Source organism: Neobacillus drentensis (assembly GCF_036965245.1).
GTDB classification, from domain to species: Bacteria; Bacillota; Bacilli; order Bacillales; family Cytobacillaceae; genus Neobacillus; species Neobacillus drentensis_G.
Genome location: NZ_JBALPG010000015.1, coordinates 4239 through 23830, shown reverse-complemented (window position 1 = coordinate 23830; position 19592 = coordinate 4239). Strand labels below are relative to the sequence as shown.

Genomic DNA, 19592 nt, shown 5'->3' with positions numbered 1-19592 from the left:
TTCATCCCTCTTATGAAGGTCAAATCTCTCCGGGAATCCACCTTTTTTGGCCTTCATCGCCTGAATAGAAGTTCGGCGGGAATCAGTTCCTCACCCCTCGGATTCGATTTTTGTCAATTTTTCGACTCTTGTTGGAAATTAACTGATTTCCCCGCTGTTTATAGTAAAATTCTTTTGAAGTTTAATCGAATGATAAGGAAAATATCATAACCGTAATCCCCCATTTGCCTCTGTATAAGAAGAGAAGCTAGATACAGTGACCTTCGCAAGAGAGGGCAATATGGCCATAAAATTCCGTTAAGTGAAAGTATTCTTAAATACTTAAAAGGGATGAGAGAAAATGAAATATAAAGGCAGGATAGCGACATTCTTTTTGGTATTAGGGATTAATTCTATTCATATGGCTTATTACTATATTCGAGATGGTTTCATAAGTGGGATGGAGTATATAGGATTACCTTTTTTGGTCATACTTTCCTTGTGGTTAGGGCGGCAATATGATCGTGCAAAGTTTCTTTCTGAAAAAGATGCTCTAACCGGGATCTATAATAGAAGATACGTTGAGGGCATTTTTTTTAAAATTAAAGCTGCGGCTGATCGAAAAGGACATGGGATTGCCGTTCTCTTCATCGACGTCAATAACTTTAAGACAATCAACGATCATTTTGGACACAAAGAAGGAGATAATCTTTTAAAAGCTATTTCCAGCCAATTGAAAAAAAGTAGCAAGGATACAGATATCGTTGCCCGTTGGGGCGGAGATGAATTCATCATACTCTCCCCTGGTACCTTGAAAACAGACAACACACATGAATTGATGGAGCGAATACACCAGAATCTAAAAATGATTTCAACAACCAATATAGAAATCAGTGTTTCAATCGGCACTGCAATATACCCTAGTGAAGGAAATACACTCGATGATTTATTAAAAATAGCGGATGAAAAAATGTATAATATGAAAATCCGGCTTAAAGCTTTATGCTGAAACACAGCAAATTTCCGGATATTAAAACAAAAAGTTTGAAGACCTCTGCATAAATGCGGGGAATTTTATGAGCATATGCTTAAAAATGACGTGTGAAATCCGCATGTCATTTTTTAATGAACGAATACTTCCTCATCATCCCGTTTTTATATGACATAGAATGAAAACAAATGTTAAAAATCCAATATTCATATGAAATCAAGGGAAAACAACAAAAATCCGCTTCCAAAAATGCTTTTTGAACAAAAAGATGGATACGTTTAGGTTTAAAATCTCTCCAAAAGTGAAATTGTGCAGTTCGCTCAAGCGATCTAATCCCGATATGGTAGAAGTAACCCGGGAATACAAGGTAAAGCGCGCTTTCTAAAAAGGAATTTTCTAATGGAAAGCTTTGAGCAGTTAGTAGAACAGTACAAACCAATGATCCACAAAATCATCCACTCACTAAACATTTACAAAAACAAAGAAGAATTTTACCAATTGGGGCTTATCGCCCTTTGGGAAGCCAGCAGACGCTTTGACCCCAAAAAGGGCAATCTTGCAAGCTATGTTTACACGTATATTAAAGGGTATTTGCTCATGGAATTGAAGAAAACAAGCAAGAATGCGGAAAGAAGTTTTTACCCAAAAGAGGAATTCTGGGGAACCATCGAAGACCTCTCCCCCTGCTGCCCTTTTGAGAAAGAAACTTTACTCTCCTATTGTACAAACTTAACACCTAACCAAACAAAATGGGCAATCTATACCGCCCTATATGGCTTATCAGCAAGGGAGATTGCTGAAATGAAAAAGGTATCTGTCTCTGCCGTAAAAAGCTGGCGTACAGGGGCACGGGAAAAAATAAAGGTATTGGTAATGGAGTGAAATTTGGAATTAAGGAAAATTCTTCTCCAATAAATATTTTTACACTTGGAGCAGTTCCCCCAAAAAAATAGGTACTAATGCCCTATAAACCGCTTTCATTTTGAATTATAATATTCTGTAAATAGCAGTGAAAATGGTTATAATTCAACAGATCCGCATGTTACTGATTCGATCAGGCAGGGCGACACTAATAAAAGGGAACATCCTTTTTGTTAGTGTTCCCCTGCCTTTTTTGATGTTGGCATTTCTATAAGTTACACAGTTTGAATAAGCTTTATGCTTTTTCAATAAAGGATTTAATTAAAGCGGAAGGGGGATTTTTAGACAATAAAAAATCTTAGTACGATTTTTTGAGAGAAAACAAAATTTGAAAGAAGAGGTGGCAAAGTTGGCAAAAAGGAAATTGTTTTCTAAGGCTATCATTTCAGTTTGTTTAGTAACCGGACTAGTCCTTCCCCTAGACATTCAAAAGACGAGTGCTAAGGAAGGAAATGAAAAATACGTGTTTACTGTATCTCCAACCCCGAAATCGATTGAAAAAACAGGGAATGGCTTCCCGCTTAATCCAACAGTTGGATTGGTTACTGAAAATGGAACAGATCAATCGGCAATTGAGGAAGTAAAAACCGCTCTAAAAAAAGCTGGCGTTAAAACCATCGTCGAGAGTAACATAAATGCTCCCCTTCTCAATGCTCCTGTGATTATTTGGCTGGGGGAATTTTCAGATGAAGCTGAGTTAAAAGTTATTAAGAATAGTACTGGGCTTGATGATTTGGCTGTAACAAAGAAAGAAGAGTATGTTGTCACTTCTATACATGGCGAAGAAAATAAAAAGCATATTGTGATTTCTGGGAAAGATGGAACCGGTACATATTATGGTACCAAGACATTCAAACAAATGATTATCGAACGAGAAGGAACGGATTGGATTCCTGAAGTCGAAATCCACGACTGGCCAACAATGCCGACACGAGGAGCGATTGAAGGTTTTTATGGCGAACCGTGGTCACATGAAGATCGCTTAAACCAATTGAATTTTTACGGCGAGCATAAAATGAATAGCTATATTTATGCGCCAAAAGATGATCCATACCATCGTGATAAGTGGAAGGAACCCTATCCTCAAGATAAAATAAAAGAAATTGAACAACTTGTTAAGACTGCACATAAGAACCATGTCACCTTCACCTTCGCAATTTCACCAGGAAATACAATAACTTATTCAAGCGATGCTGATTTACAGGCTTTAATCAACAAGGCCCAAGCAATGTGGGACGTCGGAGTTAGGTCATTTGCCTTATTCCTTGATGATATTGATCCAAATCTTCGCTCACCAGAGGACCGAGCGATGTTTGGCAAGGATGCAAACCCTCCTGCAGCCGCACAAGCCTATTTGCTAAATCGTTTTAATGATCAGTTTATCAAAAAACATGAAGGGGCGGAGCGTTTAATTACCGTGCCGACAGATTATTATCAAGCGGGTACTACCCCTTATCGAAAAAGATTTGCCGAATTGGTTCAACCTGATATCGTCGTTCAGTGGACGGGAATTGGCGTCGTCGCTCCTACAATTACCACTGCTGATGCCGATAAGATCCATGAAATTTTCAAGCACGACTTATTAATCTGGGATAACTATCCGGTAAATGATTTTGACCGCAATCGTTTATTCCTCGGCCCATTAGTTGGAAGAGATGCAGGTCTTACTCCTGAACATGGCGTCATTGGTCTAACAGCCAATCCAATGAACGAAGCGGAGGCATCGAAAATTCCGCTATTTACTGTAGCAGATTATACATGGAACCCGGAAGCCTATGACCCAAGTGACTCATTGGAAAAGAGTTTAAAGGAATTTGCCGGAGCCGCTTATGAACCATTAAACCTGTTTGTAGAATCTTCCTATTCTACCAGTCTTAATAACTATAAAGAACCGATTTCGGAAAAATTAAAGCCGCTAATGGAGCAGTTTTGGTCAGCATATGAGGCCAAAAATGGTCAAGCAGCCGCAGACGCTCTTTTACAAGAATTCACGAAGCTGAAAAATACACCGTCTCAACTGCGAAAAACCATGGAAAATCAGAACTTCCTAGAAGAAATCGATCCATATCTAAATAAGATGGAGCTTTATGGAGTCGCAGGCGAAGCAGCAATTAAAATGGCCCTAGCGGAACAGGAAAATGATACACAAACTGCAGAAGAGCAAAGAACATTACTTAAAAATACGATGACAGAGATGGAGAAATACCCGCAAAAGCTAAGCTTGGGCGTCATCCCAACCTTCCTTGACCGAGTTATTAATGGTGTGAATTTAGCAGAAGGAAAAACCGCCACAGCTTCTTCATCAGAAGTCAGCTGGCTAACGCCTGATTTAGCAGTTGATGGAAACAACAATACAAGATGGGCCTCTTTATATACAGATAATCAATGGATTAGTGTCGATCTTGGTCAGCTCTATTCTATTAATAAAGTCGTGTTACACTGGGAATCTGCCTATGGAAAACAATACAAAATCCAGGTGTCACAGGATGGCAGCCAATGGACGGATGTCTATACAGAGTTAAACAGTAATGGGGGAACGGATGAAATCAAGTTTCCTTCAACAGACGCAAGATATGTAAGAATGCTTGGCGTGAAACGGTCAACAAGTTGGGGCTATTCTTTATACGAATTCAAAGTGTTTAACTCCCACAACTAAATTTAGTGCTAATTTAAATAGTAGAAAAACCGGGAAGTGAAATCAACTTCTCGGTTTTTTTTATAATATTTCTAAAACACATAGAAAGTTTCCATATTTTTTACATACCAATCAATCTATAATTTTGATACAATAGAAAGCAATTGTTTAACATTTTGTAAGTTTTTAGGAGGTTTTTTTCTGCATGAGATCTCAAAAAAAGAAAAGTAGAAAATGGGTAAAGGTGACCGCTTCGATCCTTCTGATCATGTTAATTGGCTTAGGAGCGTACGGGTACACTGTATATAAATCATTGAATAAAGCGGTTGACGCGATGCATCAGCCAATTGAGCGAAAACAATCTGAAAAGCGTAAGGATGCTGTTTCACTCAAGGCAAAAGATCCGTTTTCCGTCTTACTGCTTGGTGTGGACGAGCGTGAAGGTGACAAAGGCCGATCTGATACGATGATTGTCTTAACGGTCAATCCAAACACCGAATCAGTGAAGATGCTTAGCATCCCAAGGGATACACGAACCGAAATTATCGGCAAAGGGAAAGAGGACAAGATTAACCACGCCTATGCGTTTGGAGGAATTCCAATGGCGATGGATACAGTAGAGAACTTTCTTGATATTCCCATTGATTATTATGTCCAGATGAACATGGAAGGATTCACGGAAATGGTCGATGCCGTTGGCGGTGTCACCGTCCAGAATGATTTAGATTTCACCCAAGATGGATTCCATTTTGCAAAGGGAGAGCTAACTTTAAATGGTGCTCAAGCCTTAAGCTATACAAGAATGAGAAAAGAAGATCCTCAAGGTGACTTTGGCAGACAAACAAGACAGCGCCAAGTAATCGAAGGAATAGTCAAAGAAGGGGCCAGTCTCTCAAGCTTAACGAAGTTTTCCGATATTTTTACTGCCCTTGGAAATAACGTAAAAACGAACCTTACATTTGATCAAATGGTATCCATTCAAAAAGGGTATTTAGATGCCGGAGCATCCATTCAGCAAATGGAGATTAAAGAACAAGGTAAAATGATTAATAACATCTATTACGGACTAGTGTCAGCTGAAGAAAAGCAACGAGTGCAAAACGAATTAAAGACGCAGCTGGAGCTGTAGTTAAATGTAAAAAAAGTCCCCTCTCGAAATCGAGAAGGGACTTTTTTCTATTAGCGATGGTTGGCCCTGTTTTCAAGAGCCGCAATGGCCATGCTGACATTTGTAGGAGTAATTTCACCAATTGGCATGACATGGATGGATTCCTCTGGTACAGCTGATTTTGCAGCAATACGAGTCAGTACATCATCATTGATGACCGAAACACCTAAATCAGTGAGAGATATTGGCAACCCAAGCCGCTGAAAATAAGGTATTAGCTGATCGATTTCCTCCCACTTACTTTCCAATACGAGCTGGACTAGGATTCCGTAAGCCACTTTTTCCCCGTGTAAGGCATGATGGGTTTCCTCCAAACCAGTCAGCCCATTATGGATCGAGTGTGCACCAGCAATTCTTCCATAATGATCACCGTATCCACCAACCATACCTCCAAGTATGATAATAGTCTCAATAACTTTTATAAAATCTGCATTCAAATTTCCCGTTTTCGCTGCAGTAATCGCTCCTTCTGAATGTTGAAGCAGCAGGTTTTTACACTGTCTTGCTGTAGAGTGAGAGATTTGCAATGGCACTGGTTTGTTTTCAATGCCTGCCATTTGTACATCGGCTTCATACCATTTTGCCAGCGTATCACCAATACCAGCAATCAGCATGTTCAAAGGTGCTACCAGTAAAATTCTCGGCTCAATTAACACAAGGCTCGCACTAACAGGGTAAATATCATAACGAATAAATGCACCAAGCTCATCATAAATCACACTGATAGGCGTCCATGGCGAGCAATTAGAGGCAAGCGTAGGTATCAGAACATGTGGTTGATGGGTCATTTGACTGGCAGCCTTGACCAGATCAAGTACTTTTCCACCGCCCACACCAACGATCGCATCAAACGAGTTCTTGTTCACAAGTTCTGAAATTTCTCCAATTTCTTTTAAAGAACATTCACCGCAATAAGTGTATTCCTCAGCTTGAACCTTATGGAATACCGGTAAAAATGGCTTGGCAGCCTCCCATGACTTTTGTCCATGTACGACCAGGACTTTTTGAAAGCCTCGTTCCAACAATTTTGACTCCAACTGCTCCAAAATACCTTCTTGTAACACATATTCACTTGGTGCCCCGTGAATGGAAAAGGTCTCCATTTTCATCACTCTTTTCTAAGGATACATATATAGGTGTCAGTCCCATGCTACTTTAAAAGCAGTTGAAAATTGACCTCTAAACAAGCAAAAGAACCATCCTATTGCCCACTTTTTCTTACTTCTTCATCCAATCCGGTTTTCCGAAGCCTTTAAATTGGTCATCAATGACTTTTTCAAAATCATCTGACTCGATAACGGCTTTAATATCTTTTGCCAGCTTAGAATCTTTATTTTCAGTTTTAACAGCAACAATATTTCGGTAAGGATCAAGCATGTTTTCTAGTGCTAACGCATCTAGCAAGTTCATCTTAGCTGCCAACGCGAAGTTTCCAGGTACAGCAGCTAAGTCGATATTGTCTACTGAACGAGGCAGCTGACCAGCTTCAATCGGTTGGAATTTCAAGTTCTTCTTATTTTCCACAATATCCTTCTCTGACACTTTAAGCTGATCGGCGCCCTTATTGATAGTAATTAACCCTTCATCTCGGAGGGTATTTAAAGCACGAGCTGCGTTTGTTGGGTCATTTGGAAGTGTAACCGTTGCACCATCCTTAACTTCAGCCAATGAATTGTATTTGTTTGAATAGATCCCCATTGGTGCTGTTGGGACAGAAATCAAAGCGGATAACTTCATGTTATTTTCCTTCGCAAAATTTTCAAGGTAAATCGAATGTTGGAAGAGATTTGCTTGAATATCGCCATTATCTAACGCTTTGTTTGGTTGAATATAGTCGCTAAATTCTACAATCTTCACTTTGTAGCCCTTTTCTTCTAATCCCGGTACAATAGCTTTCTTCAACATATCACTATAAGGGCCAGCGGTAGCCCCTAATTTAATTTCCTTTGAATCAGTACTTTTCTTCGCGCTGCTTTCAGAACTGCCGCAAGCTGCTAAAGCTCCTACGACTAAAAGTAAAACCATTGCTAAAAACCAATTTTTCATAATACCTTCCCTCTCTCTTATTTTCTTTTATCGACAGCCTTTGCGATGAAATCACCTAGAAGCTGAACAAACTGAACTAAAACTATTAATATGACAACAGTGGCAATCATGATGGTGTTGTCATACCGGTAGTAACCAAAACGAATCGCTAAATCCCCGATTCCGCCGCCGCCAACTGTACCGGCCATGGCTGAAAAGCCAATTAAACTAATAAGTGTTAACGTGATACCGGAGATAATCCCCGATCTAGCCTCAAGGAGCAAGACATCTTTTATGATCATCCATGGAGTCGCACCCGCTGCAATTGCTGCTTCGATGACCCCTTTATCAATCTCCCTTAACGCCGTCTCGACAATCCGGGCAAAGAAAGGAATCGCTGCCACAGAAAGCGAAACACTCGCGGCAGTTGGTCCTATGGTTGTACCGACTAAAAAATTTGTTAAGGGTATTAACGCAACCAATAAAATAATAAAGGGAATTGACCGGATAAGATTAACCCCAAAGCCCATACAAACTTGGATCACACGATTTTGTAAAAACAAGCCTTTGTCCGTGACGTATAAGAGAATCCCCACAGGTAAGCCAATGACAATCGCAATCACTAAGGAGATGATGATCATATAAATGGTTTGTAAAAAGGCTGTATTTATATCAGGAATAAGCTCTACAAGATGATTGAGATCAAAGCCCATCACGTAACACCTCCACTTGCGCTGCCCGGTCTTCGATATACTGAAGCGCGCATTTAACTTCCTCCTTCTTTCCTTTCAATTCCATAATAAAGATGCCCAGCGGCAATTCTTGAATATATTCAATCGAACCATGAAGGAAGTTCCCTTTTACGTTAAATTGCTGGAGCATATCGGAAATGATGCCCTCTCCAGCGACTTTCCCCTTGAAGGTCACTTTAATGATCGGTCCCTCACAATTTTTTAAAATAGTCTCAGGAACATTAAAGGAAACAACACTTTCGATAAACTCTTTTGTCAGTTCTGCCTGAGGGCTGGCAAATAGATCATAAACCGCACCCTCTTCAATGACCCTTCCATCTTGCATGATCGCCATGCGGTGGCAAATTTCCTTGACAACATTCATCTCATGCGTGATTAACACAATGGTGATATTGAGTTCTTTATTGATTTTTTTCAATAGATTCAATATCGACTTTGTTGTCGTTGGATCCAGTGCAGAAGTTGCTTCATCGCATAATAGTACCTTCGGATTATTGGCAAGCGCCCGAGCAATCCCAACCCGTTGTTTTTGCCCGCCGCTCAGCTGTGCAGGGTAAACATCCCGTTTATCTGCAAGTCCGACGGTTGCAAGCAGCTCTTCAACCCGTTCTTTGATTTGGCTCTTTGGATAGTTAGCAGCTTTCAAGGAAAACGCAATATTCTCAAACACCGTTTTTTGACTAATTAAATAAAAATGTTGGAAAATCATCCCTATTTTTAACCGTGCTAAGCGCAGCTTCTCACCTTTTAATAAAGTAAGGTCAGTGCCATCCACTGTAATGCTTCCTGTAGTAGGCCGTTCCAACAGATTGATGCAGCGCAGGAGCGAACTTTTTCCGGCACCAGAGTAGCCGACAATCCCATAAATTTCGCCTCTTTGAACAGATAGTGATACTTCATCGACACCTTTTACCGTGCCATTTTTTGTTTTGTAAACCTTTGTAAGATTCTGAATTTCAATCATCCGATACCCTCTTTTTCCTAGGTCAATAGTTTGAAATAATAAAGGCGTTGTAAGCAGAGCTGAACTTCGCCTAATTCGTTGTGTAGAATATTTTTTTCACTCAGATTGGATTAACTGATTTTTTTCGCTGATCCGCTCCTTTTCCACGCAAAAAATGCCCCTTTCAACTGAAAGGAGCATCGAAATACAAAGGGCTATTTCGACTTATCTTTCAGAATGAAAGTCATTCTGTAGGAATTGGCACCTTCCCATAAAGGGGGTTGCCGGACGTCACAGGGCCTTGTCCCTCGGTCGCTCTCGATAAGTTTTTATGAGTTTATTAAGATATTTAAGATACTACTAATCTCTTTTTATTTTGTCAATCATCAGAAAATAGTATTTAACCAAGATAAAACGCTTTCATTCCTATAAAATCAATCTACAAAATAGGTTTTAAATTTTTTAATTTTTCTTTTTTCTTTAAATTTGATGGACCTAGGTATCAGTCAAGTACAGAAAAAAAAACAGCGAATAACTATGGTAACTATAAAAATCACCTCTTTCATTACAGATGTTATCGTATTTTAACTCAATTGTTGCCGTTTTCAACAAGATTGTGCAATGCTCCTTAAGCGAGTTTTGTCCTCATGACCCTCTTATGTGGACAGTTTCACCAATTTCTCAGCAAGTTTTATCCTTATGAACTTCTATATTAATTTCCAAAAAAAATCTCCTTCTCATCATACAAGTAAAAAGGTGCGAAAGAGATTGGTAATGAAGGTTATTTTGTTTTACTGAATGCCTTTCATCAAAATTTTTAAAAAGCCCTCTGAATAAACCATATAAGCCCGAAACTCAGAATACCAATTGAAGTTCCAGGGATCAGCCAATTGATCTTTTTTATTTTTGCAATCAACGAAATGAGTGGTAATGCCAGGGATACGATGATCAACTGGCCGAGTTCAATCCCAATATTGAAAGATAGGAGTGAAGCTACCATCGATTCCCGATCCAATCGCATTTCTGCTAAAATTCCCGCAAAGCCAAAGCCGTGGATGAGTCCAAAGCCAAACGCAAGCCACGGCTGATGTTTTGGCTCCCGATTAAAAATATTTATGAGTGCGACATAAACAATACTTAGTGCAATCGCAGACTCCACCAATTTGCTAGGCAGTGAGACAATTTCTAACGTGGCAAGTACCAGGGTAATACTATGGGAAATCGTAAAGGCCGTTACTAATGAAATGATATGGCGGATATTTTTTACCCCGAAGAGTAAACTAATGACGAATAAAATATGGTCATAGCCAGTAAAAATATGCTCTAATCCAAGCAGAATAAATTGTTTTATAGTTTGGAAAAAACTTACCTGGCCAATCTCTAATTCTCTCGATTCATACGTAAGAATTTTTTCCTGCTGCTTTCCGTCCATTTTAATAGTGGCAAAGTTGGCATGACTTGGATCTGAATCATCTAGAAAAAGATTATAGTCAAGGGATAATCTTTCTGGTTTATGCTGGAGTTCATAGGTCATATTCATCACGGCAAATGGGCGGTCCTCAATCATTTCTACATCTGATTTCTGAATGCTCCCTTCAATCTGGACGCTATCGGCATACAGTTTGATATGAGAATTAATATAGCTTTGCACCATCGTAGAGTTGATTAATTTACTCTGATTGATTTCCTTATCTAGCGCATGCCCTAATTCCTCAAGGTCAACCTTAAGTTCATAGTCCAAGGTCGTATCCTTCACTTCAATGAGCGAATATCCCTCACTGTTATTGGAATGAGCCGATGCAGATGAAGAAAATAACCCACTAATCGAAAAGAAAATAAGGAAAAAAGCTAGTTTTTTCATAAAGACGGTCCGCAACCCTTCTTTTAAAAAATTTATAAAAAAACGAGGAGCAGTTATGTTCCTCGTCCCTCATACCTTACTTATTGGTTTTCACAAAGATTGGATTCGAATAAAACCAAAGATCGGACCATGGATTTTCACCGCGAGGGTCTAATGCTGGTTCTAGCTGGTCTGTATTGGTTCCGCGTAAACGAATGTAACTATCTTTATCTACATCTTTTAACGTATAGGAGATTGTGATATAGTCTCCCTCTACCTTCCAATCCTTTTCTGTGAAACGTTTGACCACTTTGGTTGTCGGATTGGACGCGGATGACCGATCTTCTACTTTACCAGTTACTTCTCCAACAATTAAGTCCACCCGTTTAACCTTTGCATTATCTCCATTGGCATTTTTAGCATTTGGATCTTTCAGACGAATGGATACTGTAACATCTCTTGATTTCTTGCCTGGTAATGTCAATGTTTCCCCGATAGAAGCAGTGTTCCCTTTGGCAACGGCATTCCAAGGCGTTTTTCCAGCAGCTTGGACCTTCACATCAAGTTCTGAAATAAGGTCGCCTGTGGTGACAAACACATTTCCATTGCGAAGTCCTTCCATGATATCTTTATAGTTCTTTTCTGCTTTTACGTAGGTTTTCGAATATTCACCTGGCCAGAAATCGCTCCCGCCTTCGCGCCAGTTGACATGAGAATCCGAAGTCGAGGTGATCCACCAGTGTCGTCCTTCCCCTAACATCGAATCCCATAACCCGCCGACTTTTGCAGTCATTTGGTCGAATCCGCCCATAGTTGGAGCTGCAGCATTTCCGTATGCTCCACGGGTACCATTTGGTTTAATCGATCCATCCCGATTGATGGCACCAGCTTGGTGACCTGGAGCCCCTTCCATCCCAACAGAAACATTCGGTGCAGTATCGTTCCAGTTACGGAATTCCTGCGGCGTATCCTGCCCCCACTTGGCATCCCCAGTAGCAGAACGTGAAGGATGGTTGGCAAAAAGAACAGGTGGTTCAGCCAAATCTTTCATATAATTAAGTGCCGCAATCATGTTGGACTCCGTATCGCGGCTGCCATCATTCGGATGTGGATCACGCTTATTAAATTTGCTTTCAATGTTATAAAGGGTTTCCGATTCGTTATCACTTTTTGGAATAATTAAAGAACTGTGGTCAGCTGCAGGTGTATCAAATTCCATTCCGTAAAATTGCAGCAGGTCTGGAACAGCTTGTCGTGATATAAGCAGCTCAGGGTAGGCTTGTTCCAAATTCACTTTGGAATGATTAGGTCCGCCGTGGTCGGTTGACACCATCCAATCGAGCCCGTATTTCTTGGCATTTTCTGCATTTTTTACAATCGGATAAATAGCATCGCCACCCTTAATGGCCTGCGGAGGGTTTTTCGTGTTGTCCCAGCCAACACTCCACTCACTATGTACATGATGATCGCCGGCAAGCCACTTAGCGCCATTCTTTTTATCTGCAGAAAGGGTACTTGCTTCCGCTTTTTGGTTCTGCCCTAAATTTTGAAACGTCTGGGTGGTAAAAGCAGTTGTTGCCAGCAGGGTTGTCGCAATTAAAGGAATTGATTTCTTTTTCAAACGAAATTTCATATACCTCCACTCCCATTATGTTAATTGTTTACAACTAACATAATAGTGGGCAATTATTGTGCCAATGTGAATGAATTGATAGAATTTTGTAAATTTTACTAGTGCTTTCCATCTAGGAAAATTGGCTTATGATGCCATTATGTAATGTTATGCTCTTACCTTAATAGAATGCTTACTCACAATTACTTCACATGGATGCTGTCCCTATTATTACTGGAAACCTATATAAAAGAAAACTCGCCGATTGGCGGGCCGTTAGATGGTTCATGAGGATTAATTGCCCTTATGCGTGATTGGAAAGTTATACTTTCCAATCCGCCCAAAAAGGCTGCCTCAGGCAGGTCGCAAACCAATGACCTATTTGAGTCAGCCTTTTGTTTGTTGAGTCTTAAACAAAATTCTGTGTTGTCGTATTCCTGCTGAATTTATATACAGCAATTAGGAAAAAGGCAGCCGCAAAGGCAAAGAGAATCAGGAGGTGTAAAGATAACTCACTAATCGAATGTCCTTCCTGCAATTTAGTTAATGTATCAAGCGTCCAGCGCTGCGGCAGGAAGTTAGCTATTTTTTGCAATGTTGTTGGCATTACTTCCACAGGCCAGAAGCACCCGGAAAGCATCACTGTCGGTAAGATAATTAAATTTTGCAAGGCGCTCGCTGCGCTGCGGCTATTTGAAAAAGAAATCAGCACTAGCGATAGCCCTACAGCAATCAGGGAAAACAGTAACATGACGACCGCTGCTTCCCAATAGGTCATGTTCAAGCCAATATTAAAAAGGCTTTTCATGATGGTTAGCGTGATGGCAACCTGGATGGTCATCACAATCATGTTTACCAAGACATTCGCCAATAAATATTTTCTAGCGTTAATCGGTGTCGATAACAGACGAAAGTAGGTACGTTTTTCTTTTTCTAACAGAATGATCTCGGACATATTGATTGCTGACATCAGCATAATCATGATCAAGAAACCCATCGTTTGATTTGTCATATTCTTATTTTTCGATGAATCTTTTAAAGAAGAAGTGGAGAGCCTAAAGTTCGAATGTTGGTAATTCTGATACATCTGCCTAAAGGTCTGCTGATTTCCATCTGCTGCTCGGCTGATGGTCGAGATATTATCGACATATTGATATAAATAGGACTTCACGAAGCCTGTAATTTGAGCACCTTTGATAGAGGTTAGCTGGATATGGTCAGGTCTCCCCGCCAATACACTGTCCGAATACCCCTTTTCAAAAGTAATGACACTGTCCAGCTTGCCGGACGTAAGCTGATCCTGAACTTTACTCGCTTCAATCTCCGTAATCTTCACATTCTTTAATCCCGCTAAAAACTGGATCGTATTCCCAGTAATCTCACTTTCGTCTTGATTGACAACGCCGACATGAAGAATCATTTTTTGATCACCACCATAGGCGAGCAGCGAAATAAAAATTCCGATTAGCGGCATAAAAAGATACATAATAATGTTTTTCTTTTTTTGAAATGTCACACTTAACGTGTTTTTAATGAGCCAGAGAACATCCTTCATTATAGCCCCTCCCTTCTTTGCAGCGAGATGAACGCTACTAGTAAAAATATGAACGAACCGATCAGATTGAAGCTTATCGCTGGAATAGCGGCAGCAAAGTCATTTGCATAAATAATTTTTGTTATCGCTGAATTCATCCAAGTTAGCGGTGATAGGTCAGTAATAAACTTAAAGATCCCTTCAGGATTCTCTATTTTAAAATATGCCCCGCCAAAAAAGGAAGATAGCTGCACAAATAACATGATGATGACTTGAGGAGCCGTACTTGTTTTCGTCAGGAAACTAACGCCAATTCCCAAACTGACCGCAAACACCACTTCAGTAAGCAGCACTAGAAATACCAGCCCCAGATGGTTACCCCAGTTTGCATTGAATAATAGTTTGCTAAACAGAATGACTAAAATGATACTCAAACCATTACTAACTAGACTCCCTAACACTTTTCCGATAAAAATTTCACTTTTCCTTACTGGTGCAGCGATCAGGCGATCTGCAGTCCTTCTAACACGTTCACTGACAATTAACGAACTTGCCGGCATCGCCCCGTACAGAACAATCATCGTGGTAATCACGATCGCATAATAATCCATCGACCCCGGCTGTTTATTCGGATTTAGCGAGGTTTCCTTTATAAAATCTCTCTGATCCCCAGTTGTAAAGGCAGCTTCCAATTTTTCAGGAGCTGTTTTCATGATTTCAGAAGCAATATTGTACTTGTCGACATACGCGGAGATCATGCCTTGCAGGATATTCCCTTTAATACTATTACTATTGTTGACATACAGCTGTACCCCTTTTTCGGTCACTTCTACATACCCGTCATAGGTACTTTGCTTCACTTCTCTTTTTCCATCAACCTTTTCGTCAGCTTTCTTAAAATGAATCCCAGATTTTTCGGCGGCATTCATAAACTGCTGAAAACTCCCGCCTTGCGTGGTATCTTTATATAAAACATGGAGATCATCCACAGGAAGACTGGTCGTAAACGTGTTCGACAAGGCTGTTCCAAGGACGAGTATTAAGAGTATCGGAAAGGCTAACATAAAAAACAAGGTTTTTGTGTCCCGGAAGTCTGTTTTAATTCCTTTCCAGGCAATATTGAGTATGTTCAAAGTTAATCCCCCCTATTGGTCACGCAGATTTCTTCCGGTTAAGGTTAAAAACACGGTCTCTAAATTTGGTGCCTTTTCTTGTACAGCACGGATTTCAATCTGGCTGTTGATAAAGTGTTCAATGATTTTATTTAAATTATTGACTCCCGTATCCGAGTTGATTTTAATAAAGTTTTCATCCACTGAAACAGCTTCGACACCAGGAATGTCTTTTATTGACTGGATATTCACTTTTTCAGAGGATTTGACCTCAATCCATAAGTCCTTCGTATTGGTAATGATCGATTTCAACTGTTCCTTGGTACCCTCGGCAATGATTTTTCCGTGATCAATGATGGCAATCCGCGAACAAATCTCTTCGACTTCCTCCATATAGTGACTCGTGTAAATGATGGTACAGCCCATTTCGTTTAACTTCTTAACAGATGTCAGGATATAGTTCCGGGACTGCGGATCGATGCCTACTGTTGGTTCATCCATAATGATTAGCTTCGGCCGATGAGCAATGGCACAGGCGATATTTAAGCGCCGCTTCATCCCGCCTGAAAAACTATTGGGATAGCTTTTATGTTTATCTTGAAGGCCGACAAATTCCAGGGCTTCCACTACACGATCATGTAGTTCGGCACCTCGCAGACCGTATAGGCCGGCAAAAAATTTCACGTTTTCAAAGGCCGTCATGTCCTCATAGATAGCCAAATCCTGGGGAACCATGCCAAGGTTCATTTTTGTAAAACGGCTTTGTTTAGCTATGTTTTTACCAAGAATACTGATTGCACCATCATTACTGCGCAGCAGACCTGCAATCATATTAATCGTGGTACTTTTTCCGGCACCATTGGCCCCAAGAAAACCAAAGATTTCTCCCTCAGCAACAGATAGACTCATATTATCAACAGCAATAAAATCGCCGAATTTTTTCGTTAAGTTCTTTATCTCCAACACGTTCATCTCTTCACCCCTAGGTCGTTTGATAGTTCAAGTATAAAAAAAAGAATGACCGTGCATAAGTGCAATCGTTCATTCTTTTCACATGAAGATATTCATATTGTGGATATGAAATTATCATAAAGGGATTGGCAGGAGCGTGGTGACGGAAAAACCGTGGGTACTGTCGACAATCATCTTTCCGTCCACAACTGCGGTACGCTCCTCCATCCCAATAATGCCAAGCCCTTTTTTAATCGTGTCTGTTCCCGCGCCATTATCCTTCACTTCTACTCTGACCAGTTTGTTTAACACCTTCAAATCGACCGAAACAATTGTTGCCCGGGAATATTTCATCGCATTCGTGAGCGCCTCTGTGACGTTTTCATGGATAATTTTCCACTGGATGGGCGAAATAATGTCTAAATTTCCTTCATAGGTGAGTATAGTTTTGATTTGTTGTTTGGCATTGAAATCATCAATCATCAGCTTCAGGCGATGAATCCCCACTTGCTCAGTTGGGGGCTTCATATTTTTCAGCGTCAGGCGGATGTTTTCAATGCCGTCCTTCGAAATATTGATCGCGTTTTGCAGCAGCTCGGCAGACCTCTCCGGATCGGTTTCCATCAATCGTTTGGCTGCTTCCATTTGAAAAAGTGCCCCTGTCATCGAGTGACCAATCTTATCATGAATCTCCTGTGAAATCCGATTTCGTTCCTCTAGTTTAAAGGTATATTCCGACTGCCGGATGTACTCCGTATTTTCATTTAAATGCTTCGTTAATTTTTGTATCGATTTTCGCATTGAATCAATCTGCACTTCATCTTTCACTAACATGTTACTGAAGCTTGACGTGACGGAATAAAGCATAAAACAAAAGATCGCCACTAACCCGTACAATGGCTGGAACGGTTCATGTATATAAAAGATTGGGATGATGGAAAGGAGCAGAATCATGATTTTTTTTTCAAAAAAGCCTGCGGTCAGTTCCACAATCGATAGTGGTAAAAGGATAATAAACATCGGATTGACCATCATACAAGCTATAATAGAAATACCAATAGATACTAAGTGTAAAATTCTTTTGACGGTATCCTGTTTAAAAATATAGACTGTGATATTGATGCAAAAATAAACTAGAAAGGTGAGAACAACCAAGGAGATACGGCTGATATCCCCCCCTACAAAATAGAAAGCAATATAAAGTAATAGTACTAGCTTCGTGCCAATCATCCAAAACTCCATCTTATTCCACTTTCCCCTTGAGGTAGAAAATCGCAATCTGGGTCCGGTGTTCAAGCCCAGTCTTATTTAATATGGAAGTAATATAATTGGCCACCGTTCCTTCGGAAATAAACACTTGCTTTGATATTGCTTTATTAGAGCACCCCTTTGCAATCAGGGACATGATTTCTCTTTCTCTTTCGGTGAATTGGCTGAGATCCGTTGACGTCTCTGGTGCTTTATTTTCCGTGAGATTGGTCTTTATTTTTTCTAAAATAACATCCTGAATAATGCTGTTTCCGTTATAAACACTCTTTATGGCATCCCGAATTTGTTCAGGGTCATTATTTTTCAATAAATAGCCTTTGGCGCCATTTTTGATGGCATCGAGAATGTATTCATCATCATCAAAAGTGGTTAAGATAATAGGTTTTACGCTGGTTTGCTCGGTAATCAGCCTCGCTGCCTCCACCCCATTCATATTTGGCATGCGCACATCCAGCAGGGCAATATCGACCGGATGCTTTAGGCAAAAGTCTACTGCTTCTTTTCCATCATTCACCGTATCGAGCACTTCAAACTCTACATATGTATTAAGGATAATTTTCAAGCCTTCGCGAATAAAGGAGTTGTCATCCGCAATGATGACCTTAATTTTCATAAGATCCTGGCCCCCTTCCTAATTTTCAATATATCTACCAGCATTATAGCAAGAAATCACGAGGAAATGACGTGATTATTCAGATTATAGTCTTTTTTCTGTCACCTGGTTTCAATTGTACGAAAAAGTTCAAGTTCTGCTCCCTTTTATGCTCGTTATTCATTTTATAATCGTAATAGAAATAGCCATTCATTTTCCAAATGAATAGCGGAACCTTAGTATGAAAATTTTTTTTGCAGATCAATGATGATGGAGGAACTAAAAATGAAACAACTCTGGCTTTTGACTGCGCTGACCATATTATTAGTAACTGGCTGTTCATCCAATAGTGCAAACAATGAAGCTGCGGATGGTGAATCCATTTATGCTAATAAGTGTTCAGCTTGCCATGGTGAAAATTTAAAAGGGGCTGTTGGACCGCCTGTTGTAAACATGGCTGGTAAATACTCCGATAAAGAACTATTGAAAATCATAACCGAAGGTACTGATCAAATGCCAGGTAATCTACTGACAGATGACCAATCAAAAATTGTTACAGAGTGGTTAATGGAACAATAAATCATCCAGTGACATGTACGAGAACTTAAAAGAGGCTATGCTGCTACCAGCATAGCCTTGATTTATGGTCCCTCTCTCGAAAGGTGATGGAAAGATCAAAAAATGGCCAATTATTTAGGACCTTATCATACGTTAAATTATTTCATCTTCATTAAGATGACACCACAAACGAGGTTTTTCAAATGTGTTTTAGCAATACCTCATTATTACTTAAAAAAGTAGAGGACTGGCTTATAAAGAAGCAAAAGAACCGTCCCCTTGCTTCTTGGCTAGTTTCAATTTGAAAAGGCTGGCAACAACAAAAGTGAAAATAGATACGATTAAAACGTAAGTCCAGATTTGTACCACAAATGGCGTATTCCAGAGGCCTAAAAAGTAAAGGATCGATGGGATCGTTAGTGTTACCCACGACTGAACGAAAGCTACAATTCCAATGTAAGCATCAATTTTCTTTTTAAGAGTACTGGATAAAAAGAAGAGAAACCATAAAAATGCCCACATTCCCCATGTTAATGCATTTACTACATCATGAAAATGAACAATAGATGTAATGGTATAAACGACCGCAATAATGGCAACCCATAGGCAAAACCACCCCAGACCATTGCCCTCTAGCCCCTTTAATACGGTTATTCCCAAATATAAATAGGTTAAGCCAAATAAAAATATTGACGCATCATTATAAAGTT

The 19592-nt window shown here is 39.9% G+C and carries 16 protein-coding genes, 1 pseudogene and 1 riboswitch; of the genes and pseudogenes, 5 read left to right on the top strand and 12 right to left on the bottom strand.

Translation table 11 applies throughout. The features are described from left to right. Positions 1–340: 340 nt before the first annotated feature. The 4 genes from V7150_RS03645 to tagU all read left to right on the top strand — a co-directional run bounded on the left by V7150_RS03645 (position 341) and on the right by tagU (position 5655). Positions 341–988: a GGDEF domain-containing protein gene (locus tag V7150_RS03645; protein ID WP_335513690.1), complete on the top strand. Its 648-nt coding sequence runs from the start codon at positions 341–343 to the stop codon at positions 986–988. 381 nt (positions 989–1369) lie between these two features. Further along, positions 1370–1852 (top strand): sigma-70 family RNA polymerase sigma factor, encoded by a 483-nt coding sequence (locus tag V7150_RS03640; protein WP_335513688.1) that lies wholly within the window; start codon positions 1370–1372, stop codon positions 1850–1852. A 388-nt stretch (positions 1853–2240) separates the two neighbouring features. Beyond that, the gene (locus V7150_RS03635) at positions 2241–4547 is read left to right on the top strand and encodes a beta-N-acetylglucosaminidase domain-containing protein (protein ID WP_335513686.1); all 2307 of its coding nucleotides are present in this window, start codon (positions 2241–2243) and stop codon (positions 4545–4547) included. Between the two features lie 184 nt (positions 4548–4731). Then, entirely contained in the window at positions 4732–5655 is a 924-nt protein-coding gene (tagU, locus tag V7150_RS03630; protein ID WP_335513684.1) for a polyisoprenyl-teichoic acid--peptidoglycan teichoic acid transferase TagU, read from the top strand. Between the two features lie 50 nt (positions 5656–5705). Here the strand turns inward: tagU and V7150_RS03625 are convergent, their stop codons facing one another. The 11 genes from V7150_RS03625 to V7150_RS03575 form a co-directional block, all read right to left on the bottom strand. After that, on the bottom strand, positions 5706–6797 hold the full coding sequence (locus V7150_RS03625) for an iron-containing alcohol dehydrogenase family protein (protein ID WP_335513682.1): 1092 nt from the start codon (positions 6795–6797) through the stop codon (positions 5706–5708). Positions 6798–6912: 115 nt separating this feature from the next. Continuing rightward, positions 6913–7740 carry a MetQ/NlpA family ABC transporter substrate-binding protein gene (locus tag V7150_RS03620; protein WP_335513680.1) on the bottom strand — a complete coding sequence of 276 codons (828 nt, stop codon included), beginning with the start codon at positions 7738–7740 and terminating at the stop codon, positions 6913–6915. 17 nt (positions 7741–7757) lie between these two features. Continuing rightward, positions 7758–8432, bottom strand: a complete 675-nt coding sequence (locus V7150_RS03615; protein ID WP_335513678.1) for a methionine ABC transporter permease — start codon at positions 8430–8432, stop codon at positions 7758–7760. Next, positions 8422–9435: a methionine ABC transporter ATP-binding protein gene (locus V7150_RS03610; protein ID WP_335513676.1), complete on the bottom strand. Its 1014-nt coding sequence runs from the start codon at positions 9433–9435 to the stop codon at positions 8422–8424. Before V7150_RS03610 ends, V7150_RS03615 begins: the two co-directional genes overlap by 11 nt. A gap of 201 nt (positions 9436–9636) precedes the next feature. Then, positions 9637–9742, bottom strand: a riboswitch (SAM riboswitch). Between the two features lie 489 nt (positions 9743–10231). After that, positions 10232–11275, bottom strand: coding sequence for a HupE/UreJ family protein (locus V7150_RS03605; RefSeq protein WP_335513674.1), 1044 nt, complete (start codon positions 11273–11275; stop codon positions 10232–10234). 76 nt (positions 11276–11351) lie between these two features. Next, positions 11352–12887, bottom strand: a complete 1536-nt coding sequence (locus V7150_RS03600; RefSeq protein WP_335513673.1) for a phosphoesterase — start codon at positions 12885–12887, stop codon at positions 11352–11354. Between the two features lie 388 nt (positions 12888–13275). Then, on the bottom strand, positions 13276–14421 hold the full coding sequence (locus tag V7150_RS03595; RefSeq protein ID WP_335513671.1) for an ABC transporter permease: 1146 nt from the start codon (positions 14419–14421) through the stop codon (positions 13276–13278). Beyond that, complete coding sequence (locus V7150_RS03590; RefSeq protein WP_335513669.1) at positions 14421–15533, bottom strand: ABC transporter permease; 1113 nt, start codon at positions 15531–15533, stop codon at positions 14421–14423. The genes V7150_RS03595 and V7150_RS03590 overlap by 1 nt, the downstream gene beginning before the upstream one ends. 12 nt (positions 15534–15545) lie before the next feature. Beyond that, positions 15546–16484, bottom strand: coding sequence for an ABC transporter ATP-binding protein (locus V7150_RS03585; protein ID WP_335513667.1), 939 nt, complete (start codon positions 16482–16484; stop codon positions 15546–15548). A gap of 114 nt (positions 16485–16598) precedes the next feature. Next, a complete protein-coding gene (locus V7150_RS03580; protein WP_335513664.1) occupies positions 16599–17705 on the bottom strand; it encodes a sensor histidine kinase in 1107 nt (368 codons plus the stop codon). 1 nt (position 17706) lies between these two features. Further along, positions 17707–18345 carry a response regulator transcription factor gene (locus tag V7150_RS03575; protein WP_335513662.1) on the bottom strand — a complete coding sequence of 213 codons (639 nt, stop codon included), beginning with the start codon at positions 18343–18345 and terminating at the stop codon, positions 17707–17709. 264 nt (positions 18346–18609) lie between these two features. On the opposite strand from V7150_RS03575, the gene V7150_RS03570 reads away from it, so the two are divergent. Next, complete coding sequence (locus tag V7150_RS03570; protein ID WP_335513660.1) at positions 18610–18903, top strand: c-type cytochrome; 294 nt, start codon at positions 18610–18612, stop codon at positions 18901–18903. A gap of 231 nt (positions 18904–19134) precedes the next feature. Here the strand turns inward: V7150_RS03570 and V7150_RS03565 are convergent. Then, positions 19135–19592 (bottom strand): annotated as a pseudogene (locus V7150_RS03565) (AmiS/UreI family transporter); the annotation flags it as partial.